The 21,283-nt window shown below is 70.2% G+C and carries 24 protein-coding genes, 1 tRNA gene and 2 pseudogenes; 18 read left to right on the top strand and 9 right to left on the bottom strand.

Translation table 11 applies throughout. The annotated features are described in order from the left end of the window. The coding region (locus tag HUV06_RS06520; RefSeq protein ID WP_254600916.1) for a thiamine pyrophosphate-binding protein at nucleotides 1-704 on the bottom strand (704 nt) is incomplete at its 3' end. Nucleotides 705-880: 176 nt separating this feature from the next. Between HUV06_RS06520 and HUV06_RS06515 the strand changes: the two genes are divergently transcribed. From HUV06_RS06515 to pgeF, 4 genes and pseudogenes are all read left to right on the top strand, one after another. Beyond that, a complete protein-coding gene (locus tag HUV06_RS06515) occupies nucleotides 881-1,594 on the top strand; it encodes an SIMPL domain-containing protein (protein ID WP_174300462.1) in 714 nt (237 codons plus the stop codon). Nucleotides 1,595-1,663: 69 nt separating this feature from the next. After that, nucleotides 1,664-2,455 (top strand): annotated as a pseudogene (lgt, locus tag HUV06_RS06510) (prolipoprotein diacylglyceryl transferase); the annotation flags it as partial. 197 nt (nucleotides 2,456-2,652) lie between these two features. Next, a complete protein-coding gene (locus HUV06_RS06505; protein WP_174300465.1) occupies nucleotides 2,653-3,699 on the top strand; it encodes a class I SAM-dependent methyltransferase in 1,047 nt (348 codons plus the stop codon). Further along, nucleotides 3,696-4,487 carry a peptidoglycan editing factor PgeF gene (pgeF, locus tag HUV06_RS06500; RefSeq protein WP_174300460.1) on the top strand — a complete coding sequence of 264 codons (792 nt, stop codon included), beginning with the start codon at nucleotides 3,696-3,698 and terminating at the stop codon, nucleotides 4,485-4,487. The genes HUV06_RS06505 and pgeF overlap by 4 nt, the downstream gene beginning before the upstream one ends. 65 nt (nucleotides 4,488-4,552) lie before the next feature. On the opposite strand, the gene HUV06_RS06495 is transcribed toward pgeF, so the two are convergent. Then, nucleotides 4,553-5,449: a hydrogen peroxide-inducible genes activator gene (locus tag HUV06_RS06495; protein ID WP_174300459.1), complete on the bottom strand. Its 897-nt coding sequence runs from the start codon at nucleotides 5,447-5,449 to the stop codon at nucleotides 4,553-4,555. A gap of 133 nt (nucleotides 5,450-5,582) precedes the next feature. Here HUV06_RS06495 and HUV06_RS06490 point away from each other — a divergent pair, with 133 nt between their 5' ends. From HUV06_RS06490 to HUV06_RS06470, 5 genes are all read left to right on the top strand, one after another. After that, nucleotides 5,583-6,137: a peroxiredoxin gene (locus HUV06_RS06490; protein WP_174300458.1), complete on the top strand. Its 555-nt coding sequence runs from the start codon at nucleotides 5,583-5,585 to the stop codon at nucleotides 6,135-6,137. Nucleotides 6,138-6,220: 83 nt separating this feature from the next. Next, nucleotides 6,221-6,751 carry a carboxymuconolactone decarboxylase family protein gene (locus HUV06_RS06485; protein ID WP_174300457.1) on the top strand — a complete coding sequence of 177 codons (531 nt, stop codon included), beginning with the start codon at nucleotides 6,221-6,223 and terminating at the stop codon, nucleotides 6,749-6,751. A gap of 149 nt (nucleotides 6,752-6,900) precedes the next feature. After that, a complete protein-coding gene (locus tag HUV06_RS06480; RefSeq protein ID WP_254600921.1) occupies nucleotides 6,901-7,512 on the top strand; it encodes a DUF1134 domain-containing protein in 612 nt (203 codons plus the stop codon). Between the two features lie 446 nt (nucleotides 7,513-7,958). Next, nucleotides 7,959-9,785 (top strand): HAD-IIIC family phosphatase, encoded by a 1,827-nt coding sequence (locus HUV06_RS06475; protein WP_174300455.1) that lies wholly within the window; start codon nucleotides 7,959-7,961, stop codon nucleotides 9,783-9,785. Between the two features lie 13 nt (nucleotides 9,786-9,798). Next, nucleotides 9,799-10,542, top strand: coding sequence for a polysaccharide deacetylase family protein (locus tag HUV06_RS06470; protein WP_174300454.1), 744 nt, complete (start codon nucleotides 9,799-9,801; stop codon nucleotides 10,540-10,542). 48 nt (nucleotides 10,543-10,590) lie between these two features. Here the strand turns inward: HUV06_RS06470 and asnB are convergent, their stop codons facing one another. Continuing rightward, entirely contained in the window at nucleotides 10,591-12,336 is a 1,746-nt protein-coding gene (gene asnB, locus HUV06_RS06465; protein ID WP_174300453.1) for an asparagine synthase (glutamine-hydrolyzing), read from the bottom strand. 3 nt (nucleotides 12,337-12,339) lie between these two features. Further along, nucleotides 12,340-13,368 (bottom strand): glycosyltransferase, encoded by a 1,029-nt coding sequence (locus HUV06_RS06460; RefSeq protein WP_174300452.1) that lies wholly within the window; start codon nucleotides 13,366-13,368, stop codon nucleotides 12,340-12,342. A 170-nt stretch (nucleotides 13,369-13,538) separates the two neighbouring features. Here HUV06_RS06460 and HUV06_RS06455 point away from each other — a divergent pair. From HUV06_RS06455 to HUV06_RS06440, 6 genes and pseudogenes are all read left to right on the top strand, one after another. Continuing rightward, nucleotides 13,539-13,615 (top strand) — tRNA-Met (locus HUV06_RS06455). 74 nt (nucleotides 13,616-13,689) lie between these two features. Further along, a pseudogene (locus tag HUV06_RS16625) lies at nucleotides 13,690-13,959 on the top strand (helix-turn-helix transcriptional regulator); the annotation flags it as partial. Nucleotides 13,960-14,125: 166 nt separating this feature from the next. Further along, entirely contained in the window at nucleotides 14,126-14,356 is a 231-nt protein-coding gene (locus tag HUV06_RS16230) for a hypothetical protein (RefSeq protein ID WP_254600914.1), read from the top strand. An 8-nt stretch (nucleotides 14,357-14,364) separates the two neighbouring features. Continuing rightward, nucleotides 14,365-14,523, top strand: a complete 159-nt coding sequence (locus HUV06_RS16225) for a hypothetical protein (protein WP_254600913.1) — start codon at nucleotides 14,365-14,367, stop codon at nucleotides 14,521-14,523. A 13-nt stretch (nucleotides 14,524-14,536) separates the two neighbouring features. After that, on the top strand, nucleotides 14,537-14,881 hold the full coding sequence (locus HUV06_RS06445) for a hypothetical protein (RefSeq protein ID WP_174300450.1): 345 nt from the start codon (nucleotides 14,537-14,539) through the stop codon (nucleotides 14,879-14,881). A gap of 54 nt (nucleotides 14,882-14,935) precedes the next feature. Beyond that, entirely contained in the window at nucleotides 14,936-15,370 is a 435-nt protein-coding gene (locus HUV06_RS06440; RefSeq protein WP_174300449.1) for a hypothetical protein, read from the top strand. On the opposite strand, the gene HUV06_RS06435 is transcribed toward HUV06_RS06440, so the two are convergent. After that, nucleotides 15,367-16,149 (bottom strand): M15 family metallopeptidase, encoded by a 783-nt coding sequence (locus tag HUV06_RS06435; RefSeq protein ID WP_174300448.1) that lies wholly within the window; start codon nucleotides 16,147-16,149, stop codon nucleotides 15,367-15,369. The two genes, HUV06_RS06440 and HUV06_RS06435, sit on opposite strands and share 4 nt — an antisense overlap. Nucleotides 16,150-16,204: 55 nt before the next feature. Between HUV06_RS06435 and HUV06_RS06430 the strand changes: the two genes are divergently transcribed. Further along, on the top strand, nucleotides 16,205-17,311 hold the full coding sequence (locus HUV06_RS06430; protein WP_174300447.1) for an alkene reductase: 1,107 nt from the start codon (nucleotides 16,205-16,207) through the stop codon (nucleotides 17,309-17,311). A 145-nt stretch (nucleotides 17,312-17,456) separates the two neighbouring features. On the opposite strand, the gene HUV06_RS06425 is transcribed toward HUV06_RS06430, so the two are convergent. Both HUV06_RS06425 and purE read right to left on the bottom strand, forming a co-directional pair. Beyond that, complete coding sequence (locus HUV06_RS06425) at nucleotides 17,457-18,548, bottom strand: 5-(carboxyamino)imidazole ribonucleotide synthase (RefSeq protein WP_174300464.1); 1,092 nt, start codon at nucleotides 18,546-18,548, stop codon at nucleotides 17,457-17,459. Next, on the bottom strand, nucleotides 18,545-19,102 hold the full coding sequence (gene purE, locus HUV06_RS06420) for a 5-(carboxyamino)imidazole ribonucleotide mutase (RefSeq protein WP_256430025.1): 558 nt from the start codon (nucleotides 19,100-19,102) through the stop codon (nucleotides 18,545-18,547). The genes HUV06_RS06425 and purE overlap by 4 nt, the downstream gene beginning before the upstream one ends. Before the next feature lie 99 nt (nucleotides 19,103-19,201). On the opposite strand from purE, the gene HUV06_RS06415 reads away from it, so the two are divergent. Further along, a complete protein-coding gene (locus HUV06_RS06415; protein WP_174300446.1) occupies nucleotides 19,202-19,801 on the top strand; it encodes a GGDEF domain-containing protein in 600 nt (199 codons plus the stop codon). An 83-nt stretch (nucleotides 19,802-19,884) separates the two neighbouring features. Here HUV06_RS06415 and HUV06_RS06410 read toward each other — a convergent pair whose 3' ends face one another. After that, entirely contained in the window at nucleotides 19,885-20,124 is a 240-nt protein-coding gene (locus HUV06_RS06410; RefSeq protein ID WP_174300445.1) for a YdcH family protein, read from the bottom strand. A gap of 163 nt (nucleotides 20,125-20,287) precedes the next feature. On the opposite strand from HUV06_RS06410, the gene HUV06_RS06405 reads away from it, so the two are divergent. Continuing rightward, on the top strand, nucleotides 20,288-20,464 hold the full coding sequence (locus HUV06_RS06405; RefSeq protein WP_174300444.1) for a YdcH family protein: 177 nt from the start codon (nucleotides 20,288-20,290) through the stop codon (nucleotides 20,462-20,464). Nucleotides 20,465-20,500: 36 nt separating this feature from the next. Here HUV06_RS06405 and HUV06_RS06400 read toward each other — a convergent pair whose 3' ends face one another. Continuing rightward, nucleotides 20,501-21,106 (bottom strand): cell cycle transcriptional regulator TrcR, encoded by a 606-nt coding sequence (locus tag HUV06_RS06400; protein ID WP_174300443.1) that lies wholly within the window; start codon nucleotides 21,104-21,106, stop codon nucleotides 20,501-20,503. Between the last annotated feature and the right edge of the window lie 177 nt (nucleotides 21,107-21,283).

The raw sequence follows: 21,283 nt of genomic DNA, 5'->3' as shown, positions 1-21,283 counted from the left end.
GCCTTCAGCTTGTCGGCGATGGCGATGACCTCGTCGGTGGCGTGCAGCGCACCGGCGCCGACCAGGATGGCCACCTTCTTACCGGCGTTCAGCACCTCCGCCGCGCGGCGGAGGTCCGCCTCCTTCGGCACGATGTGGGGCTTCTGGTAGCCCGGGCCGGTGCGGGTGTAGCCGTGGACGCGCGTCGGCTCCTCATAGGGGCTGTCGGACAGGTCGTTGGGCATGATGGCGATGGCCACGCCGTTGCGCGACTTGGCGAAGCGCATGCCGCGGTCCACGATCATGGCCACTTGCTGGGGCGTGACCGCCTCCTGCACATATTCCGCCACGTCGGCGAACATGCGATCGAGGTTGATCTCCTGCTGGTAGTGGGCGCCGCGGACCGACCGGGCCGCCTGGCCGGTGATGGCGAACACCGGCTGGTGGTCCAGCTTGGCGTCGTACAGGCCGGTGATCATGTGGGTGGCGCCGGGGCCGCCTGTGGAGAGGCACACGCCCGTCTCGCCGGAGAACTTGGCATAGGCCGAGGCCATGAACGCCGCCATCTCCTCGTGGCGGACCTGGACGAAGTCAAACTTGTCGCCAGCCTTCTCCAGCCCGCGCAGCACTCCGTTCACGCCATCGCCTGGATAGCCGAAGATCGTCTTCACACCCCATTCCTCGAGGCGTTCGACAAAGACTTCACCGACGGTTTTGTGGGCCAAGTGAGGCTCCTGCACGAGCTGTGGCGCGGCGACGGAGGGGGCGCGCCATCCTTGAAGTATCCCAAGCACAACAGTCATGGAGGCTCGGCGTTCCCGCAGCCGCCGAACAGCGCGAAAGCTCTGATTTAGGCCGCAAATCACGGCTACCCGCGGCAAGGATTGTAAGAGGGGTGATCATGAAAGCGTGGATGACGGCCGCCGCCCTGTTGTGCCTGGCGGTCCCTGCGGGCGCTTGGGCCGGGGACCGGGGGACGGCGGAGTTCACCGCCACCACGCTGAACCTGTCGGCCGACGGAGAGGTGCGCGTGCGCCCGGACCTCGCCGTCATCGACTTTGGGGTCCAGGCCGAGGGGACGACCGCGGCGGCCGCCTTCGCCGAGGCGCGCAGACGGATGACGGCGATGGTCTCGACCCTGCGCGGCCAGGGCGTGGCTGACGAGGACGTGCAGACTGCACAGCTGAACCTGCAGGCCCAGTACGCCGACGCGGAGGGCAGGGGACCGCGCCGGCTCACCGGCTATGAGGCGTCCAACACCGTCAGCGTTCGCCTGCACGACCTGGCGCGGGTGGGCGCGGTGGTGGATGCTCTGGTCTCCTCAGGCGCCAATACGGTGAACGGGATCAGCTTTCAGCTCGCCGATGCCGAAGCCGCCGGGGACGAGGCGCGGCGGCGCGCGGTGAAGGCGCTTCAGGCGAAAGCCGAGCTGTACGCCCAGGCCACCGGCTATCGCCTGCAGCGGCTGGTCAGCTTGTCGGACGGCGGCGGCTACGCCGGGTCGCCCAGGATCGTGTTCGCCAAGCGGGCGATGGCGCAGGCCACCACCCCGATCGCCGCCGGCGAGCTGACGGTGAGCGCCAGCCTCAGCGCCCAGTACGAACTGGCGCGCTAAGGCCGGGCGGGACGACGCCGCGAAGCTTTGCTAGACCTTAGGCCTTAAGGCCTCGACGGGAGCAGAAACTTGCCCTTTCCGCACTTCAATCCCGTGCTGCTCCAGATCGGACCGCTGGCCATCCGCTGGTATGCGCTGGCCTATGTGGCGGGCATCCTGCTCGGCTGGCGCTATGCGGTGCTGCTGGTGAAGAGCTCGCGCATCTGGCGCGGCATGGCGCCTACCGCCGACGAGAAACAGGTGGACGACCTGGTGCTGTGGGTGGCCATCGGCATCGTCGGCGGCGGCCGGCTGGGCTCGATCCTGTTCTACAACACCAACGTGCTCTGGACCGACCCGCTGGAGGTGTTCAAGGCCTGGCACGGGGGCATGAGCTTCCACGGCGGCCTGATCGGGGTGGTGATCGCGCTCTACTTCTTCTCCCGCGCCAACCGGATCGACCTGCTGCGGATCGCCGACCTGACGGCGCCCTGCGTGCCCATCGGCCTGTTCTTCGGCCGCATCGCCAACTTCATCAACGGAGAGCTGTGGGGCCGGCCGACCACGGCGCCCTGGGGCATCATCTTCCCGCGCGCCGGCCCCGAACCGCGCCATCCCAGCCAACTCTACGAGGCCGGGCTGGAAGGGCTCGTGCTGTTCTGCATCCTTCGCTGGGCGACGCACGGGGCCAAGCTGCTGCCCAGGCGGGCCATGGTGACGGGGCTGTTCCTGACCTTCTACGGCCTGGCGCGGATCACGCTGGAGAACGTGCGCGAGCCCGACCGCGACATGCCCCACTTCCCGTTCGGCCTGACCATGGGGATCATGCTTTCGGTGCCCATGGTGCTGGTCGGCCTGGCCATGATCGCCTATGCGCGCCGACCCTCCGCCCTGGCGGCTGGCGCGACCGCGACGCCGGATACGGGGCTCGACACGCTGGAGGGCGGCCACGATCCCATGCAGAGCTTGGCTGTGGACGCCAGCGAGGCCGCGGGCGCCGGACCGCTCGACCGGCCTTGAGCGCGGCCGCGGCGGACGGGTCCGGCGGCGCGCCGGCCTGGCTGGCCTGCCGCATCGCCATGGACGGGCCGCTCACGGTGGCGGAGTTCATGACCGCCTGCCTGCACGACCTCCGCCATGGCTACTACGCCAACCACCCGAGCCTCGGTCCGCGGGGCGACTTCATCACCGCGCCTCTGGTCTCGCAGATGTTCGGAGAGCTGGTCGGCGCCTGGATGGCGGAGGTCTGGCGGCAGATGGGGAGCCCCGCACCCGTGCAGCTGGTGGAGCTCGGCCCTGGCGACGGGACGCTGATGGACGACGCGCTGCGCGTGCTGCGCCACGTCCCCGGCCTGCTAGGCGCTGCCGAGCTATGGCTGGTGGAGCCGAGCCGGCCGCTCCGCGCGCTACAGGCCGAGCGGCTCGCCTACGCCCGGCCGCGCTTCGCCGACACTCTGGCCGAGCTCCCGCCTGGCGCGCCGCTGATCCTGGTGGCCAACGAAGTGTTTGACTGCCTGCCCACCCGCCAGTTCGTCCGTGCACCCGGGGGCTGGGCGGAGCGTCGGATCGGACTGGGTGCGGCAGGCGAACTGGCTTTCGGCCTTTCGCCGCCGCCCTCCGGCGCAGCGGAGGATCTGCCGGCCGACGCTTACGAGGGCGCCGTGGCCGAGCGATCGCCCGCTCAGGCGGCCCTCGCCGCCGAGATCGGCGCGCGTGTGGCCGAGGACGGCGGCGCGGCCCTGGTGGTGGACTACGGCCGCGCCGAAACCGGCTACGGCGACACCCTGCAGGCCCTGTCCCGCCACGCCAGGGTCGATCCGCTCGCCAGCGCTGGCGTGGCGGACCTGACCGTCCACGTCGACTTTCCCGCCCTAGCCGAGGCCGCGAGGGTCCAAGGCGCTGCGGTCAGCCCCGTCGCCTCCCAGCGCGCCTTCCTGCGCCGCCTGGGCGTGGAGGCGCGCGCGGCAGCCCTGGCCCGCAGCCGGCCCGACCAGGCGGAGGTGATCGCCCGCCAGCTCCACCGGCTGACCGCACCGGATCAGATGGGCGAGCTGTTCAAGGTCGTCTCGATCCACACCCAAGGCCTGGCCCCGCCGGGCTTCACGCCGCAGGAAGGGACGCCATGACCCCGACCGCCACAGCGCTTCCCGTCGTCACCTCGCCCCTGCTGGAACGCCTGCCGGGCGTGCGCCATGCCTTCTTCACCCGCCAGGGCGGGGTGTCGGAGGGCATCTACGCCAGCCTCAACGTCGGCCGCGGCTCACGCGACGAGCCCGCCGCAGTGGCGCAGAACCGCGCCTGCGCCGCCGCCCACTTCGGCCAGCCGGTGGAGCGGCTGCTGGCCTGCCACCAGGTTCATTCCGCCCGCGCGGTGATCGCCGAGACGCCCTGGGGCGACGGCCGCCACGAGGTGGACGGCGTAGCCACGGCGAGGCCGGGCCTCGTCTGCTGCGCGTTGTCGGCCGACTGCGCGCCGATCCTGTTTGCCGACCCGCAGGCGCGGGTGGTGGCCTCCGCCCATGCCGGCTGGCGGGGCGCGCTCGGCGGGATCGTGGCCGCGACGGTGGCGCAGATGGTGGAGCTCGGCGCCGAGCCCGCCCGCATCACCGCTGTCGTCGGCCCCTGCATCGGGCCGAAGAGCTATGAGGTGGGCGAGGACTTCCTGCAGGCCTTCATGGCCGGCGCGCCGGAGGCCGAACGCTTCTTCAAGCCCGGCGCGACGGCGGCCAAGCGCCAATTCGACCTGCCGGGCTTCGTGCTGGACCGTCTGGCGCGGGCCGGCGTGAGCAAGGCGGCCTGGACCGGCCATGACACCTGCGCGGAGGAAGACGCCTTCTTCTCCAACCGACGCGCCGTCCACCGCGGCGAGGGCGACTACGGCCGGCTGCTGTCGGCGGTGATGCTGGAGAGCTGACCCCGGTGGAATTGGTCGGGCTCGGCTGTCTCCAGCCCGACTTACCCGCCCCCTTGGGGGAGCGGTTAGACGCCTCTCAGCGCCTCCGCCAGCAGGCGCGCCTCGTTCTCCCGCGAGGAGCCCTTGCGCCAGGCGACCGCGATTTCTCGGTGCGGCGCGTCGGCGCCCAGGTGGCGCACGCTCACCGAGGCCTGGTCCGCCAGCCCCGCCTCCACCGCCATGGCCGGCAGCAGCGAGACGCCCAGCCCCGAGCCCACCATCTGCACCAGGGTGTGCAGCGAGGTGGCGGCGAACCCGCCGCCATCGGGGGTGTTGCGCGGGGCCTCCAGGCTGCAGGCGGCCAGCGCATGCTCGCGCAGGCAGTGGCCGTCCTCCAGCAGGATCACGTCCTCGCCCTGCATGTCGTCGAGCTCCACAGCCTCCCCATGAGCGAAGCGGTGGTCCCGTGAGGAAGCCGCGAGCAGCTCGTCGTCACGCACCTGCGCCGTCTCCAGCCCCGCCGTGTCGTACGGCAGGGCGATCAGCGCCGCGTCCAGCGCGCCAGCCTTGAGCCCCGCCACCAGCTTGGCCGTCATGTCCTCGCGCAGGTATAGGCGCAGCTTGGGGAAACGGCGGCGCAACACTGGCAGGGCCTTGGGCAGCAGGAAGGGGGCGATGGTAGGGATCACCCCGAGTCGGAAACGGCCCGCCAGGGGCTGGCCGGCGCTCCGGGCCGCCTGGACAAGGTCCTCCACCCGGGTCAGTACGTCCTCCGCCCGGCGCACCGCCTCCTCCCCCACCGAGGTCAGGATGACGCCGGAGCGCGCCCGGTCCACAACCGCCGCGCCCAGGTTGCGCTCCAGCTCCTGGATGCCGGCGGAAAGCGTCGGCTGGGTGACGAAGGCGGCTTCGGCCGCACGGCTGAACGAGCCGTGCTCGGCCAGCAGCTTCAGGTACTGCAGTTGGCGGAGGGTGGGTAGCATGGTGAGCATCACATAGGCCAAGCCTATGCTTGCTGCAAAAAACAATCGATTTGCACCGCAGCAAAGCATGTCCTACCTGGGTCCGGTGCGGCGCTGCGTCGCAACATCCTCCCTCCTCCCCAAGGATCACCCCATGCTCGGCGTCGGCGAAAAGCTCCCCCACTTCAAGGTCACGGGCGTCAAGCCCGGCTTCAACGCCCATGAGGAGGACGGCAAGTCGGCCTTCGAGAAGCTCACCCATGAGTCCTTCGAAGGCAAGTGGAAGGTGATCTTCTTCTACCCTAAGGACTTCACCTTCGTCTGCCCGACCGAGATCGCCGAGTTCGCGCGCCTGGCCAAGGACTTCGAGGACCGCGACGCGGTCGTCATGGGCGGCTCGGTGGACAACGAGCACGTGAAGCTGGCCTGGCGCCGCAACCACCCCGATCTCGACAAGCTGCCGATGTGGTCCTTTGCCGATCCGTCGGGCAAGTTCGCCGGCAAGCTGGGCGTCTTGGACGAGGAGGAGGGCGTGGCCTTCCGCGCCACCTTCGTGGTCGACCCCGACAACACCATCCAGCACGTCTACGTCACCAACCTGAACGTAGGCCGCAATCCCGCCGACACCCTGCGCGTGCTCGACGCGCTGCAGACCGACGAGCTGTGCCCCTGCAACCGCCAGGTCGGCGGCGAGACCCTGGCGGCCTAAGACCCGCCACAGCCTTACAGATCGGCCGGGCGCCTTCGGGCTCCCGGCCTTTTTTCATCCTGATCCCCCGGAACCGAAACCTCATGTCGATTGACAGCCTGCGGGGCGCGCTGCCCGCCTACGCCAAGGATCTGAGCCTCAACCTGTCCTCGCTGATGAACGAGACGGTGCTGAACGAGCAGCAGAAGTGGGGCGCCTTCGTCGCCTGCGCCTACGCGGTGGGGACCGGCAAGGTGATCCGCGAGATCATGGACGGCTGTCCCCTGTCCGAAGAGGCGGCGACCGCGGCCAAGGCTGCGGCGGCCATCATGGGCATGAACAACGTCTACTACCGCACGCTGCACATCATGAAGAGCCGGGAGTACTCCACCTTGCCGGCCAAGCTGCGGATGAACGTCATCGCCAATCCCGGCGTGGACAAGGTCGACTTCGAGCTGTGGAGCATGGCGGTGTCGGCCATCAACGGCTGCGGCATGTGCCTGGACGCCCACGAGGAGGAGCTGCGCAAGCGCGGCGTCGCCAACACCGTGGTCCAGGCCGTGATCCGCATCGGGGCGGTGGTGAACGCCGTCTCGCGGGTGGTCGCGGCGGAAGAGGGCGCCAAGGCGGACTGAGCTTCGCCTTTCGCCGGGACGGCGTGCGCCTTCCAGACGCCGCCTGCATCTCGTCCGGCTAGTCTAGGTCTCCGTTCACCGACGGTTAACCATAACGCCGCCGATGTCCGGCGGACCGCCTCCGCCAGCTCCAGGACCCCGCCATGGCCATCGACCGCCGCCATCTGCTGCTTACCGGTACGGGCGCTGTGCTCGCCGGCTGCGCCTCCACCGGCCCCGCCCCGCCCATGGCGCCCGTGGGCCAGGTGGGACCGCAGTATCCCGCCGGGCCGCGGGCCGAGACCTACCAGCAGGACGAGATCGTCCATAACGTCTCCAACTTCTTCGGGGTGACCAGCGAGACGGTCGGGGGTGCGGTGGAGCACGTGTTCCGCGACCAGGGCCAGCCCACAGGCTATATCGCCGGCGAGGAGGGCTCCGGCGCGATCATCTTCGGGCTGCGATACGGCAAGGGGCTGCTCTACATGAAGCACCGGCCGCCGATCCGGGTGTACTGGCGGGGCCCGACGGCGGGGTTCGACTTCGGCGGCAACGCCAGCCGGGTCTTCACCCTGTGCTATAATCTGCAGTACCCGGAGGCGATCTTCCAACGCTTCCCAGGCGTGGAGGGCTCGATCTATTTCGTGGCCGGCATCGGGGTGAACTACCAGAGCGCCAACGACATCGTGCTGGCGCCCATGCGTACCGGCCTAGGCCTGCGGGCAGGCGCAAGCGTCGGCTACCTGGCCTACTCGCGCACCGGCCATATCGAGCCCTTCTAAGCGCCTGGCGGCCGCGCAGACCTCCAGCGTTCGCGTGAGGGCGAGGCCACCGTGGAGGGGGTGATCGTGTGGGCCATAGCCGAGGAGCGGGTGCTGGATGATCCGCTGGCGCGGGCGGACGCGGGCACGCTTTGGGTGCTGCTGGGTGGACCGGCGCTCTAACTGCTCGGCGACGGGCTGTTCGGGCGCGCCCTGTCGCTGCGCTTCTCGCTATGGCATGCGGCAGGGCTCAGCCTGCTGGCGCTGATCTGCGCAGGCTGGGCGGTGCTAGGCGGATCGCGGCTGCTGGTGGGGCTGGAGACGGCGGCGGCCCTGACGGCGGTTGCGGCCATCGGCTCCATCCTGTTCTGGCGGCAGGAGGCGCGCCAGGCTCTAACCTGAACGCGCCTACACCCGGCCTTAAGCCCGCTCAGGGCAGGATCGCAGGATCGCGCTCGGAGCGGAACGTGAAAGAGACAGTCGCCGGCGAGTACGCCACCTCCGCCGCGCTCGAACCATCCAGGATCGCGGACCGGCTGGACGGGCGGACGCTGGCTGGGCGCAGCCAGATCGTGTGGGGCGAGCACTGTTCGGAGTGCGCCTACCCGGTCTGCTACGCCTCGTGCAGCTTCTATGATCCTCGCCCGGACCTGAACTGCCGTCGCTTCGTGGCGGGGATCGAGGACGCGGGCGACAGCCTCATGCGTATTCGTTTCCGCAAGTGGGGCAAGCTGGAGGGGCAGGGGACGGCGCGCCTGCGCCCCTACGCTCTTGCGGATCGCCGGGAGAGCCGCGACGCGAGCCTGGCCCGCGGGCTGGCCGCGGCGCCGATCCCGTTCCAGCTGAAGCGGAGCGCGACCTGGCGGCTCAACCGGAACAAGGCGCGCGCGCCCCACGGCCGGGCGGAGCTGGCGGTGGACGCCTTCGTGCTGGAAGGCTGGTCCAATGACGGCCGCATCCACGCCTTTACCGTCACCTTCCTCCAGGAAGCCCGTGGGACGGATGGGGGCGCCGCTTCAGAGGGCGGGACCTGGCAGGCGCATCTGCAGCTCGGCCCGGACTATGGACGCCACGTTCTTCCGGCTGGGGCGATCGCCGCTGCGATCCGACTGGACCAGCCCTTCCTGGTGCAGGTCGAGCCCGTGGGCGAGGCTGAGGGGATCGACGTGACCCTGGCGCTGGCCGACTTCGTCGCCTTTCATGACCGGGCCGACGCAGTGGTCGGACCGTCGGCGCTTGGAGTCGGGTCGGGCAATGGCCAGGCTCCTGCTCTGGCCAAGGTGCTGGTGTGGGACCTTGACGAGACCTTCTGGACCGGCACCCTGGCTGAAGACGGCTCCGAGGGCGTCACGCCCCGTCCCGAGGCGGTCACCGCCCTGAAGGCGCTGGATGCGCGCGGTGTGCTGCACTCCATCGCCAGCAAGAACGACGCGAACGAGGCGTTGACAGCGCTGCGCCGCTTCGGCCTGGACGGCTACTTCCTGCACCCCCAGGTGGGCTGGGGTCCGAAGAGCGCGTCGGTGGCGACGATCGCGGCGGCGCTCGACCTCGGGCTGGACAGCTTCGTCTTCGTCGACGACCAGCCCTTCGAGCGGGCGGAGGTCGCCGCCGCCCATCCGCGCGTGCGTACCCTGGCCCACACCGAAGTCGCCGCCCTGACTCAGCATCCCTGGTTCGACCACCCGGAGACGCCAGAGGCCGCGCGGCGACGGAGCCTGTATCAGGCGGAGGCCGCCCGGGGGTTGGCGGTGCAGGCCTCAGGCAGCGACTACCTGGCGTTTCTCCGCGCCTCGCGCCTGACGCTGGACGTACGCGCGCTGGAGGCTGCGGATTTGACGCGGGTGTACGAGTTGTCCCAGCGCACCAACCAGCTGAACTTCACTGGCGCCAAGTTCACGCGGCCTGAGGTGGAGGCTCTGGTCGCGCCGGACCCGCACTGCGCCCGGCTGACGCTACGCTGCGCCGACGCCTGGGGCGACTACGGCCTGATCGGCTTCGCCGACCTGGACCTTGCCGCAGGCGAACTGGTCGCCTTCTTCATGAGCTGTCGGGTGCAGCGGAAGCGCGTGGAGCACGCCGCCTTCGCCTACATGGCCGGCCTGCTGGCGGCGCGCGGCCATTCCGAGTTCGCCGTCCGCTTCGACGCCACCGAGCGCAACGGCGCCGCGGTGCGCCTGCTGGAGGATCTGGGCTTTGCGCGCATAGCGGAGGGGTGGCGCCGGCCGCTTGGCCGTCCCTTCGCCGAGAGCGACATCGTGCGCTTGGACGTCCTCCAGCACGCCCGCGCGGCCTGAGGGGAGCACGGCCATGGGCCTGATGCACCGCGCCAACAGCTTCATCACTCGCCACCTGCCGGTGAAGCTGGCCCGCTGCCAGCTCACCCGCCCGGTGGCGAGCATGACCTTCGACGACTTCCCCAGGTCCGCATGGACCGTCGGGGGCCCGATCCTCGCCCGCCACCGCGCGCGCGCCACCTACTACGCAGCCGGCCGGTTCTGCGGGATCGCCGAGGACGGGCTCGACTATTACAACGCCGCCGACCTGCGAGCGCTCAGCGCCGCCGGACATGAGGTCGGCGCCCACAGCCACGCCCACCAGATGGCGCCCACCCTGGGATCCAAGGCGCTGGCGGCGGACGCCGAGCGCAACGCCGAAGCGCTGGCGCCCTTGCTGGACCGAGGCATGTCCAGCTACGCCTATCCCTATGGCGAGGTCTCGCCTCGCGCTAAGGCGCAGATGGGCGCCCGCTTCGCCACCGCCCGGGGCATCCGCTCGGGTGTGAACGCGGGCCTGATCGATCTCGCCCAGCTCCGCGCCGTGCCGCTGGAACACCGGCGCTGGGCGCCGGCCGAGATCGATGCGGCGGTGGTTCAAGCTGCGGCGGCGCCCGGCTGGGTGATCTTCTTCACCCACGACGTGAGCGAGAGCCCAAGCCCGTTCGGCTGCACGCCGGCCATGCTCGACTACACGCTGGCGCGCCTGTCTTCGGCGGGCGTCCAGACGATACCGGTCCGACAGGCCATGGCCCGGGCAGTGTTCGGCGGCGGCTGAACCGCAGCCTGGCGAGGCGCCGGCGCTGTCACCCGACACCGCCCGGTGTCAGGCGCTCCCGAGAATGGCCTCCGCCGCCTCGCCTCGGCTCGCGCCGGCGATGTGGATCGTCCACCACAGCGCGTAGAACAGGAGCGGCCAGCGCGATCCGCTTTGGGCGTCGTCGCAGAAGGCCGCCTCGACAGCCCCGGCCATGCAGAGCTCCCTGACCCCCTCCACCGCCGCCACCCGGGGGCCGAGTGCGCGGGCGCGCGGCGCGATCCAGGCCTCCACGGGAACGGTGAAACCCTTCTTGCGGCCGAAGGCGTCGGCGGCCGGGCAGGTCAGCGCCAGCCACCGCCGCAACAGCCACTTGCCGTGGCGGCCTCGCACCTTCAGTCGGTCGGGCAGCAACAGGGCGAACGCCGCCACCTCCGCGTCCAGGAACGGCGTACGGCCTTCCAGCCCGTGCGCCATGAGGCAGCGGTCGAGCTTGAGCAGCAGGTCGTCCGGCAGCCAGGTCGCCATGTCCGCCACCTGGGCCTGCTGCAGGCGGGTCAAGTCCGCACGCCGCGGCCGAGTCGCTTCGCGCCAGCGCCGCAGCGCCGCAGCGCCGCCGCCCTTCAGGAAGGGCGCGTGCACCTGCGGCTCGGCCGGGCGGCCGCCGAGCCAGCGGGGACGCAGCGCCCGGCGGTAGCGGCCATAGCCGCCGAACAGCTCGTCGCCCCCTTCGCCGGTGAGCACCACGGTCAGGCTGTCCTTGGCGGCCTCGGCAAGCTTCCAGGTGGGCAAGGTGGCGAAGTCGGTGGTGGGGTCGTCTAAAGCCCAGGCGACCTCCGGCGCGATGCGCCAAAAGTCCTCGGCCCCGAAGCGGGTCTCGCGCCAATCCAAGTCGAGCGCGCGCGCCACCCGCTCGGCCGCCCCCCGTTCGTCCGAGGCGCCTAGCGCGTCGAAGCCGCAGGTGTAGGCGATCACCCGGCGGGTGTTCAGCCGCGCCATCAGGGTGGCGATCGCGGCGCTGTCCACGCCACCTGACAGGAACAGGCCGTAGGGGACGTCTGAGCGCTGGTGCACGGCCACGCTGTCCTCCAGCACCGCGTCCAGCCGGCGCAGCGCCTGGGCCTCCGCGATCGGGACGGGCGGGCGAAGCCGATGGATGGCCGGCTGCAGCGCCACGGGGTCGAAGGCTCCGCCGGACCCGTCCAGCACCTCCCCGGGAGCGACCCGCTCGACGCCTTGGAAGATGCAACGGCGTCCGACCACGTAGTTCAGGGCCAGGAGTTCTTCCGCCGCCTCCGGTGCGACCGATGGCCGGCTGTCCAGCAGAAGCGCGCGAGGCTCGGAGGCGAAAGCGAGCGTGGGGCCGCGGGTGCGGCGCACGTACAGCGGTTTGATGCCGAAGGGGTCGCGGGCGAGCAGGGCGGGGTGGTCGCGACTCCGCAGGCAGAGCGCGTACATGCCCCTGAGATCGGGCAGGACCGTCTCGCCGACCGCTCCCATGCCTCGTTCTGCGAAGAGGTGCAGGAGCGGCTCGAAGTCCGATCCCGTCGTGAGCCGCTCGGCTAGCCCGTTCTCGCCGCTCAGCTCGAGATAGTTGTAGATTTCGCCGTTGCCCATCACCTCCAGGCCTGCGGCGTGCAGGGGCTGCCAGCCGCACTCCAGGTCGATGATGGACAGGCGCGCGTGACCGAAGGCGTAGCCGTCCCCAGCCTCCAGCCGGACGCCGTTGGGGCCGCGGTGCGCGATCGCGGCGATCATGCGCGTGACTGTCCCGCGGTCCGCGCCCGCGCCGAGCAGGCCGGCTATGCCGCACACAGCTCAGCCCTTCCCGAAACGGGCGAACAGCTCGCGCCACTGGGCGACCACCCGAGCAGGGGCGAACTCGCCGGTGATGCGCGCCGCGCCGGCCTCGGCCAGCCGCTCGCCCAGGGCCGGGTCGGCCTGCAGCCGCCGGACGGCGCCAGCTAGGGCCGGAGCGTCGTCGATGGGGACAAGCAGGGCGTCCTCTCCGTCGCGCACCAGGGCGCCGGGGCCGGCGCTGGCGGCGGTCACCAGGGGTAGATGGTGCGCCCAGGCCTGGATCACCGTATTGCCAAGCGGCTCGAAGCGGGAGGGGAACAGGCAGATGTCGGCGGCGCGGTAAAGGGCCGAGGCGTCCAGCCGCCAGCCCAGGAAGCGGACACGGTCCGTCACGCCCAGCCGCCGGGCCAGGGCTTTCAGCTTTTGCTCGTCCTCACCTGCGCCAGCGATCCACATCCAGCAGCCGGGCAGCTCGGCCAGAGCGCGCAGGCTGACATCGTGCGCCTTGTCGGCGTGCAGACGGCCCATGCACAACAGCAGGGGCGCATCCTCCGGCGTCGTCTCCGCGGTGCGGGAGGCGGGCGGATCGTCCTTGGGCACGGCGAAGTTGGGGATGTAGCTCACCCGGTCGGCGGGCCAGCCCTGACGTACGATGTAGTCTACGATGTCACGCGTATTGCCGACCAGGAAGTCCGCCCCGCGATAGTACTTCAGATCGTAATAGCCGCCGAGCCGGCCGATCCGGGTCCACGGACCGCTACGCGGGACCACTCGCCCGGCCCGGTTCATCCACTGCACCAGGATGCGGGCGTCGAGACGCTTGGCGAGGCGCCTGATGCGCCGGCCGGTGACAAGGTCGAACGGCGGCTGGAAAGGCAGCACGTAGGCCGGCACCCCCATGGCCGCGAGGGCGCGCTCCCTGTCCGGGTTGGCGTGGATGGCGGCGGCCTGGGGCGATCCGTCGCGCTGCAGGGCGTCCAGCAGGTCCAGGAAGAAGGTCTCTGCCCCACCGTGTCGGGGCGAGCCCAGCAGGTGCAGGACCGTCATGGATCGTCTTCTTAGCGGGCGAGCGGTCCTGGCTGAAGCCCCGTTTCGGCGGCCGGGCGCCGCCGCCGCTTAGGACTTCGCCTGACGGCGAAGCCGCTTGAGGCCTACGGAAGGTTTGCGTATATCCCCCGCTCGCTCCGGCCGCCCCTTGTTTGGACGAGCCTGTCAGCGGCTGGGTAGCTCAGATGGTTAGAGCGGAGGATTCATAACCCTCAGGTCGGCGGTTCGATCCCGCCTCCAGCCACCACGGCTAGCCTCATGATCCTGCGGCTTTTTTGACGCCGGAGCTAGCGCCGCCTCCCGAAATTGCGCAACTGTGGCATGATTAAGGAAACTCAACTCTCGCGAGAAGAGTTGCATCTGTCGTGCTTTACGTTGAGCGTACGGCGACAAAGGGACGGCTACATGACCTCTCCCGCTGCCTCCTTCCTGCTGGACCGTCTGACCGCGCGACAGCGGCAGTGCCTTGACCTGGCGGCGCGCCACTGGACCTCCAAGGAGATCGGGCGCCAGCTTCAGATCGCACCGAAGACGGTTGACCGCCACATCGAGGAGGCGGTGCGCAAGCTTGAGGTGGGCGATCGGGCGGCCGCGGTGCGGCATCTGCTCGACGCGGAGGCCGAGAGCCACGCCTCGGGTGGAACCGTTGCGGCGGAAGGCTTCACCCGGGGTGGGGATAATCCCCATGGGGAGCGCGCCCCCATGTTCGAGACCGCCCTGGCCGGGCACGGATCGTCTCGTCGAAGCGAGCGTATCCATGGTCAAGCCCCTGCTGATGTTCACCTGGACCGAAGTCCGGGACGCCCTGGAGACCCTGGCCGAGACCTCGCAGCAGAGGAGAGCGGTGTGCTGGTTGCTGGAGCGGCTGAAGCAGGACTCGGAGAGTTTATCTCCCGACGAGCTCCTGGTGGAGATAATCAATACGGCAATCCTCCTTGGGGCTCAGCCCCAGTCCGTGGATGGGCTCCCGAGCCTGCTCGACGGCTAGGATGGGTTGTGGTCATCGCAGCGGGCCTGGCGCTCGCGGCGGGCGCGTTGATCGGCTCCTACGACCTGATGTCCGCCCTTCATCGGTTCCGGGCCGGCTCACAGGCCCAAGTCTCTGCGAGCGTCGCCAACCCGATGCGCCCCGGCCCCACCCGGCCCGGCGCCTGAGAGGATGCAGACCTTGGAACGCAACGAAGCGGCCACCCGTGTGGCCGAAGCCCTGATCTCCACCGAGCGCGCGCTGGACGATGCCTTCGGGCGGATGGCAGGCCTGCTCGGCACCGTCACCCAGACCCGCCAGGACGCCAACTGGTCGATCCTGGTCGGCCAGGATGCGGTGAACGAGATCGCCGCCGCCCTGCCGGAGATGACCATCGTACGTGACCGGATCATCGCGGCCCACCGGCGCTTGGACCGCTGGCAGAAGCGCATGGGGGTCGAGGCCGAGATGCAGGGCGGTGTCGACAAGCCGCCAGGCGCCCAGGCGCTCGGCCCGGAAGAGCCGCAGCGCCTCCGCGTGGCCTGATGGACATGGACTTCGGGAGGGCTGCATCCCGGCCCTCCCGGACTTCACGTCGCCATGTTCCTCACCCATTTCTCCCAAGTCACCACGCTGGCGATGGTCCTGGTCTGCGCCTGGGCCTTGCTTGGGGGCCGGTGGCCGGAACGGGTGACCGCAGTGGCCTACGCCCTGAACTGGGTCGGGTCCGCCATCGGCGAGAACCGCAGCGCCGCCCACCACGCCCAGCCCATCCTCACTGCGCTGGACGGCGCCTTCCTGGTCGTGCTGCTACTCCTGACGGTGAGCTGCAGGCGTACCTGGGTGATGTGGATGGCCGCCTGCTCAATGCTGGCGGTCCTTACCGACGTGCTGACCGCCCTCGACCCTGACTTCGGCCCATGGACGTTCGTCACCGCCTATTATGTCTGGAGCCTAGGCGCGCTGCTCTCCCTCGGGGTGGGCATGGCGATCGAAGGCCGTAGGCCGGTGACCTTGCTGATCCGCTTCGGCTAGGGCCGCTCGCCCGTCCACTCCCAGTGCCATGGCTCGAAGCCGTAATTGACGAAGCCGAAGCGTCCTGCGTCGGCCAGCAGCCAGCGATAAGCGAAGCTTCGCGCCATCGCCAGCCGATTGGCGTCCACCGAGCTGTCCACAGCGAGACCCGGTGCGGTTTCGAGCACCAGGTCCAAGGCCAGTCCGGTGCGATGGGCCGAGCAGGCCGCGCGCACCACGCCCTGGCAGTTGTGCTCCTCGGCGCAGCGCTCAGCGTCCCTGGCCGGACTGCGATAGGCGGAGAAGACCCGCAGCAGGTCCGGCCGCGTCTTCAGAGCCGGCTCGGTCCGCCGGCCGAAGCGGACCATGCGCCGGTAGGCCTCCAACGCGCCGCGCCTGAGCAGGAGCGGGCGGCCTCCGTCGCTCTCCTCGGGCCTCAGGGTGGCCAGGGCCACCGCAGGCGGCGCGTCCGGGCAGACGCCGCGGGCTCTCAGCGCCACGAAGGGCCTCGCCGACTGCCACTCACCCTTCATGGCCGTCAACGTCGCCGCATCGACCTCACCCGTGGCCGGAAGACCGTGCGCGCCCTGCCAGCGCGCCGCCGCCCGGGCGAAGGCGGCCGTGTCGGCACTGCGGGTCGCCCCCGCGGTCTGAGCGACCTTGGGCGCGTAGACCGCCCATCCAACCTCTGGACGGCCGAACAGGTTCTCAGGCGCGCTGTAGAGGCTCGCCTCATTCCGGGCCAGGGCCATGACGTCGAGCCCCGGCTCAGGCGCACAGCCCGTCAGAGAGAGGGCCAAGGAACCGGACAGCCACAGACGCGGTTCCAGGCCCCGCTTGTCTGAGGACCACCTGATGCCCGATCTCTCCACCACCGATCTGTTCGATCCTGTCCAGCTCGGCCCGCTGCAGCTGGCCAACCGCATCGTCATGGCCCCGCTCACCCGCTCGCGCACCGAAGGCGACGCCGGCGTGCCGGGGCCGATGAATGCGCAATACTACGCCCAGCGCGCCACAGCGGGCCTGATCGTCAGCGAGGCGACCAACATCTCAGCCCAAGGCCGAGGCTACGCCTATACCCCTGGCATCTACACCGACGAGCAGGTGGAGGGCTGGAAGCTGGTCACCGAGGCGGTGCACCAGGCTGGCGGCAAGATCGTCTGCCAGCTCTGGCACGTTGGCCGCATCTCCCATTCCTCGCTTCAGCCCGGCGGCGCCCTGCCGGTGGCGCCCTCGGCGGTGAAGCCGCAGGGCCAGGCCTTCACCAACACGGGCTTCCAGCCCCTGGCGACGCCGCGCGCCCTGGAACTGGACGAGATCGCCGGCGTCGTCGACCAGTACCGCCACGCCACCAAATGCGCGCGCCGCGCCGGCTTCGACGGCGTGGAGGTTCACGCGGCTAATGGCTACCTCATCGACCAGTTCCTCAAGGACAAGACCAACCTGCGCACCGACGCCTACGGCGGCTCTATCGAGAACCGCACCCGCTTCCTGGCCGAGGCGGTGGCGGCCACCGTCAAGGCCTGGTCGGCCGACCGGGTGGGCATTCGCTTTTCGCCCATCAGCCCGGCCAACGACATCGCCGACAGCGATCCAAGACCCCTGTTCGAGGAGGCCGTGCGGGTGATCAACCGGTTCGACCTCGCCTACATGCACGTGGTGGAGGGGGCGACCCAGGGTCCGCGCGAGGTGGCGGGCGGCTTCGACCTGCAGCTGCTGCGCCGCGCCTTCAAGGGCCTGTACATGGCCAACAACGGCTATGACCTGGACCTGGCGGTGCGGGCCCGGGCGAGCGCGGCCGCCGACCTGATCGCCTTCGGCCGCCCCTTCATCGCCAATCCCGACCTGGTGGCGCGGATGAAGACCGGCGCGCCGCTGGCGGAGGAGGACAAGGCGACCTGGTATGGCGGCGATGCGCACGGCTACACGGACTATCCGTTTATGGAGAAGAAGGCGGCATAGTTGGGCAGCGTCGATCAGCTCCGCACGTCCCCATCCAACCTCATCGTGAGCCTGTCGAAGGACAAGGTACCCGCCGCGGTGTGACGCCTTGTCCTGCGACAGGCTCCGGATGAGGCGGCGGTAAGCGGAACGTTTATTGCCCGCATTAGCCAAGCGCCGAGAGCCGGGTGACGTGCCCCATCTTGCGCCCCGGCTCGATCTCGCGCTTGCCGTACAGCCATAACCGCGCGGCAGGGTCGGAGGCGAGCGCCGCCCAGTCCTCCGCCGCCTCGCCCAGCAGGTTGTGCATGTGCGCCGCTGCGAAGGGTGTGGTGGGGCCGAGCGACCAGCCGGCGACGGCGCGTACGTGCTGCTCGAACTGGTCGACTTCGCAGGCGTCCAGCGTCCAGTGGCCGGAATTGTGCACCCGCGGAGCGAACTCGTTGACCAGCAGGCCCTCGGCCGTTTCGAACAGCTCGATGCCGGCCACGCCTACATAGTCCAGCCGCTCCAGCGTCGTACGGGCGATCTTCAGCGCCGCTGCGTGGGTGGCCGCGTCCGCCTGGGCCGGCGCGATGGAGCGGCGCAGCACGCCGCCTTCGTGCTGGTTCTCTGTGAGCGGATAGGCGGCGATCTCGCCGCTCCAGCCACGCGCGGCAATCACCGACAGCTCGCGGCGGAAGGCGACCCGCGCCTCCAGGATCGCCGGCGCGCGGCCGATGCGGTCGAAGGCGGCCTCTGCATCACGGGCTCCCTCGACCCAGGTCTGGCCCTTGCCGTCATAGCCCTCGCGCCGGGTCTTGAGCAGGGCCGGGGCGCCCAGCCGCTCCAGGTGCGCCACGATGTCGGCCGGCCCGTCCACCGGGCAGAAGCCGGCCGTGCCGATCCCCTGCGCCTGGAAGAAGCGCTTCTCGGTCACCCGATCCTGGGCGGTGGCCAGCGCGAGCGGTCCCGGCGCCACGCGGGCGGTCAGGGCCTGGAGCTCGGCCACGGCGCGGGCGGGGACGTTCTCGAACTCGAAGGTGACCACGCCCGTGCAGGCGGCGAGTTCGGCCAGGGCGTCCGCATCCTCGTACTCGGCGACCAGCGTGCGCGCGGCGACGCGGCCGGCCGGCGAGTCGGCCTCAGGCGTCAGCACCACGGTATCGAAGCCCAACCGGGCGGCGGCGAGCGCCAGCATGCGCCCGAGCTGACCGCCGCCGAGCACGCCGATGGCCGCGCCCGGCGGGAGCGGCGTGGAGGATGGGGGATGGCTCAGAGGTCGGTCGCCTTGATGACGCCGTCCGCGTCCTCCACCGTTTCCTGCACCGCCTCGCTCAGCGCGACCCGGTAGGCGGCGAGACGGGTCGCCAACGCCAAGTCTCCGAGCGCCAGGATCTGGGCGGCGAGCAGGCCTGCATTGGTTGCACCAGCCTTGCCGATGGCCATCGTCGCCACGGGCACGCCGCCCGGCATCTGGACGATGGAGAGCAGCGAGTCCAAGCCGCTCAGGGCGTCGGAGCGCACGGGCACGCCGATCACCGGCAGTTCGGTCATCGAGGCGGTCATGCCCGGCAGATGGGCCGCGCCGCCGGCGCCGGCGATCACCACCTTGAAGCCCTGAGCCTGCGCGCCCCTGGCGAAGGCGTATAGCCGCTCGGGCGTGCGGTGGGCGGAGACGACCCTGCAGGCGCAGGCGACGCCCAGCGCCTCAAGCGCCTCGGCGGCGTGGCGGAGCGTCGGCCAGTCCGAACGGCTGCCCATGATGATCGCCACCCGGGGCGGTTCGCCCGATGAAGGGCCATAGGCTGGCGGCCTGTCCGTCGCGTCCAAGTCTCTGGTCCACAAGGCGGTTGAAGGCGGGGGAGTATAGGCGCCCGGTTTGCGCCCGCAACCGATCGTGAGCTATGGCGGTGCGATGGAGCGGCGGCGATGAGCGCGGAGGAGGAGCTTCGCGCCGAGATCGCCCGCCTCGCTTCCGAGCGCGACGCGGCGCTGGCCGAGGCCAAGCGGCTGAAGCGGCGGCTGGCGGAGGTGGAGCAGCTCGCCGACCGCGACCCGCTGACGCCTGTGCTGAACCGAAGGGCCTTTTTGCGCGAGCTGCAGCGCACCGCCGCCTTCTGCGCCCGCTACGGCGCGCCCGCCGCCCTGGTCTATCTCGATCTCGACGGCTTCAAGGCCGTGAACGACCGGTACGGCCACGCCGCGGGCGACGCCATGCTGGAAGCGGTCGCCCAGGGCCTGCTGGACAATGTACGCGAGTCCGACGTGGTGGCCCGGCTCGGCGGCGACGAGTTCGCCGTGCTGCTGGCCCAGGCGGACGCCGGCGCGGCTATGGCCAAGGCGGCCTCGCTGACCACGGAGCTGGAGGGCGCGCCCGTGGTGTTCGAGGGCCGCGCCATCGCGATCCGCATCTCGGCCGGCGTGCGGACCTACGAGCGCGGCCTGACGCCGGCGCAGTGGGTGGCCGAGGCGGACGCTGCCATGTTCGTACGCAAGGGGGCGTTGCGCCTGGGTAGCCCAATGCCTTAAGCAGGATGCACTTCGGCGCGGCCCCGAGCATCCGGCTCAGTATTAGGCCGACTTTCAGGTTATCTGAGCAACTCCCACCGGACTCAGGCGATGATATCGGGCAGGAGCAGGTCTTCCAGCCGGGCGATCTCGTCGCGAAGGCGTAGCTTCTTCTTCTTCAGCCGGGCGATCTGGATCTGGTCCGAGCGCGGCTTGGCCTCCAGCGCGCACACCGCCGCGTCGAGGTCCTGGTGTTCCACCTTAAAGCTGGCGAGCCGCGCCCGCAGGACGGGTTCAGGCACAGGTGGACCGCCGGCGCCTGAGATCAGACCGTCATCGTTCATGCTCGAGCTCTGACCCGGCGCCCGATCGCAAGGCGCTCAGGCGCAGGATTTAGCAGACGCGCGCCCGCGGTAAAGCTCGGCCGGCCCTCACGCCGACGTGACCTGACAGGACTGTGGGGTTGTGACCTCATCGATCCGTCACAAACCCTTGGAGCCGTCCCACATGGCCATCGAAGCGCGCATCCGCGAACTTGGGTCCCGTCACCAGTCCCTGGAGAAGGCCATCGAGGACGAACACCGCCGTCCCAGTGGAGACTCGCTGCGCGTTCATGAGCTGAAGCGGCAGAAGCTCAAGCTGAAGGAAGAGATCGAGGGACTGAAGAGCCCCCGACCGAACTGATCAGACTCCCTCTCTTTTGCGGGAGAGGGACAAGTCCTACGCCGCCGTCTCTGACGCCGGCTTCAGCGTGGGGCCGTCCTCGACGCCAACGCCGTTCCGCGCATCGTCGCGCGCCTTCTTATCGGCGGCTTTGCGCACCACCTCGTCCAGTTCCAGCTGGCCGACGAGGCCCAGCGTGACCGGGTCCACCGGCTTGATGGCCGAGGAATTCCAGTGGGCGCGGGTGCGCACCGAGTCTATCGTGGACTTGGTGGTGCCGAGCAGGCTGGCGATCTGGGCGTCGGTCACCTCGGGGTGGTTGCGGAGGAACCAGGAGATGGCGTCCGGCCGATCCTGGCGGCGCGAGACGGGGGTGTATCGCGCGCCGCTCTTCTTGGCCGGCTTCAGCATCTCGGCATGGCGGCTCTTCTGGGCGACCATGAGGTAGGCCGGGTTCTTCTCGGCCTTCTCCAGTTCTTCGCGGGTAAGCTGGCCGTTGCCGATGGGGTCGGCGCCGCGGATGTCGCGAGCCACCTCGCCGTCGGCGATGCCGGTGACTTCCAGCGGGTGCAGGCCGCAGAAGTCGGCTACCTGCTCGAAGGTCAGCGAGCTGTTGTCCACCAGCCAGACGGCGGTGGCCTTGGGCATCAGGATGTCGGCCATGGAGCTCGGGCCCTCTCGTTTGGCCTGGACCCCTGAGGGTCCGCAAGGCCTAGGTCTGAAAACGGCGACGCCCGGCGTCAGCCGGGCGTCAAGAAGCTTTTAGCATACTGGGTTTCGGCGCGGTCGCAAAGGTTCGCGCGTCCGGGCGGTCTCAGGTCGGCGCGAAGACCATGCGGA

Source organism: Caulobacter sp. S45, assembly GCF_903642205.1.
Taxonomy (GTDB): domain Bacteria; phylum Pseudomonadota; class Alphaproteobacteria; order Caulobacterales; family Caulobacteraceae; genus CAHJWH01.
The sequence above is the reverse complement of the archived record's forward strand: the minus strand, read 5'-3'. Positions and strand labels throughout refer to the sequence as shown.

Excerpts from the sequence above, each read along its gene's own strand:
- HUV06_RS06485 (WP_174300457.1), top strand. The coding sequence starts at position 6,221 with ATGTCGATTGACAGCCTGCGGGGCGCGCTGCCCGCCTACGCCAAGGAT.
- HUV06_RS06505 (WP_174300465.1), top strand. The coding sequence starts at position 2,653 with ATGGACGGGCCGCTCACGGTGGCGGAGTTCATGACCGCCTGCCTGCAC.
- HUV06_RS06440 (WP_174300449.1), top strand. The coding sequence starts at position 14,936 with ATGTTCCTCACCCATTTCTCCCAAGTCACCACGCTGGCGATGGTCCTG.
- HUV06_RS16230 (WP_254600914.1), top strand. The coding sequence starts at position 14,126 with ATGGTCAAGCCCCTGCTGATGTTCACCTGGACCGAAGTCCGGGACGCC.
- HUV06_RS06470 (WP_174300454.1), top strand. The coding sequence starts at position 9,799 with ATGGGCCTGATGCACCGCGCCAACAGCTTCATCACTCGCCACCTGCCG.
- HUV06_RS06410 (WP_174300445.1), bottom strand. The coding sequence starts at position 20,124 with ATGAACGATGACGGTCTGATCTCAGGCGCCGGCGGTCCACCTGTGCCT.
- HUV06_RS06495 (WP_174300459.1), bottom strand. The coding sequence starts at position 5,449 with ATGCTACCCACCCTCCGCCAACTGCAGTACCTGAAGCTGCTGGCCGAG.
- HUV06_RS06430 (WP_174300447.1), top strand. The coding sequence starts at position 16,205 with ATGCCCGATCTCTCCACCACCGATCTGTTCGATCCTGTCCAGCTCGGC.
- HUV06_RS06400 (WP_174300443.1), bottom strand. The coding sequence starts at position 21,106 with ATGGCCGACATCCTGATGCCCAAGGCCACCGCCGTCTGGCTGGTGGAC.
- HUV06_RS06415 (WP_174300446.1), top strand. The coding sequence starts at position 19,202 with ATGAGCGCGGAGGAGGAGCTTCGCGCCGAGATCGCCCGCCTCGCTTCC.
- HUV06_RS06405 (WP_174300444.1), top strand. The coding sequence starts at position 20,288 with ATGGCCATCGAAGCGCGCATCCGCGAACTTGGGTCCCGTCACCAGTCC.
- pgeF (WP_174300460.1), top strand. The coding sequence starts at position 3,696 with ATGACCCCGACCGCCACAGCGCTTCCCGTCGTCACCTCGCCCCTGCTG.
- HUV06_RS06460 (WP_174300452.1), bottom strand. The coding sequence starts at position 13,368 with ATGACGGTCCTGCACCTGCTGGGCTCGCCCCGACACGGTGGGGCAGAG.
- HUV06_RS06515 (WP_174300462.1), top strand. The coding sequence starts at position 881 with ATGAAAGCGTGGATGACGGCCGCCGCCCTGTTGTGCCTGGCGGTCCCT.
- HUV06_RS06490 (WP_174300458.1), top strand. The coding sequence starts at position 5,583 with ATGCTCGGCGTCGGCGAAAAGCTCCCCCACTTCAAGGTCACGGGCGTC.